Genomic DNA, 1,433 nt, shown 5'->3' on the forward strand with positions numbered 1-1,433 from the left:
TGTGATGTGACTGCGTGCCTTTTGAAGAATGAGCCTGCGAGTTATGGTGTGTGGCGAGGTTAACCCGTGTGGGGGAGCCGTAGCGAAAGCGAGTCTGAATAGGGCGTTGGAGTCGCATGCTGTAGACCCGAAGCGGGGTGATCTACGCATGGGCAGGTTGAAGCTCAGGTAAGACTGGGTGGAGGACCGAACCCACCAGGGTTGAAAACCTGGGGGATGATCTGTGTGTAGGGGTGAAAGGCCAATCAAACTCCGTGATAGCTGGTTCTCCCCGAAATGCATTTAGGTGCAGCGTCGCGTGTTTCTTGCCGGAGGTAGAGCACTGGATGGCCGATGGGCCCGACAAGGTTACTGACGTCAGCCAAACTCCGAATGCCGGTAAGTGAGAGCGTGGCAGTGAGACTGCGGGGGATAAGCTTCGTAGTCGAGAGGGAAACAGCCCAGATCACCGACTAAGGCCCCTAAGCGTGTGCTAAGTGGGAAAGGATGTGGAGTCGCAGAGACAACCAGGAGGTTGGCTTAGAAGCAGCCACCCTTGAAAGAGTGCGTAATAGCTCACTGGTCAAGTGATTCTGCGCCGACAATGTAGCGGGGCTCAAGCACACCGCCGAAGTCGTGGCACTGACGGGATCTTCGGGTCTTGTTGGTGGGTAGGGGAGCGTCGTGCAGCCGGTGAAGCAGCAGAGTGATCTAGTTGTGGAGGCTGTGCGAGTGAGAATGCAGGCATGAGTAGCGAATCGAGGGTGGGAAACCCTCGCGCCGGATGACCAAGGGTTCCTGGGCCAGGCTAATCCGCCCAGGGTAAGTCGGGACCTAAGGCGAGGCCGACAGGCGTAGTCGATGGACAACGGGTTGATATTCCCGTACCCGCTTCAATGCGCCCATACTGAACCTCGTGATGCTAAGAGTCCTTAGCTCGGGTTGTCCTTCGGGACGGCCGTCAGGGTGAACGCTCGGACCGATCGGGTAGTAGGTAAGCGATGGGGTGACGCAGGAAGGTAGTCCAGCCCAGGCGATGGTTGTCCTGGGGTAAGCATGTAGGGAGCGAGGTAGGCAAATCCGCCTCGTAGATGTCCTGAGATGTGATGCCGAGCCGATTGTGGCGAAGTGGATGATCCTATGCTGCCGAGAAAAGCCTCTAGTGAGTGTTGTGGCGGCCCGTACCCTAAACCGACTCAGGTGGTCAGGTAGAGAATACCGAGGCGATCGGGTGAACTGTGGTTAAGGAACTCGGCAAATTGCCCCCGTAACTTCGGGAGAAGGGGGGCCTCTGCTGGTGAGGAGTCTTGCACTCGGAGCTGGTGGGGGTCGCAGTGGCCAGGGGGAAGCGACTGTTTACTAAAAACACAGGTCCGTGCGAAGTCGTAAGACGATGTATACGGACTGACGCCTGCCCGGTGCCGGAACGTTAAGGGGACCGCTTAGCTCGGCTT

At 57.7% G+C, this 1,433-nt stretch carries 1 rRNA gene; it reads left to right on the forward strand.

What is annotated here, in order from left to right:
* Positions 1-1,433, forward strand: a 23S ribosomal RNA gene (locus tag AB0H75_RS50195); the annotation flags it as partial.

The sequence above is a fragment of the Nonomuraea sp. NPDC050783 genome (genome assembly GCF_040802095.1).
GTDB lineage: Bacteria > Actinomycetota > Actinomycetes > Streptosporangiales > Streptosporangiaceae > Nonomuraea.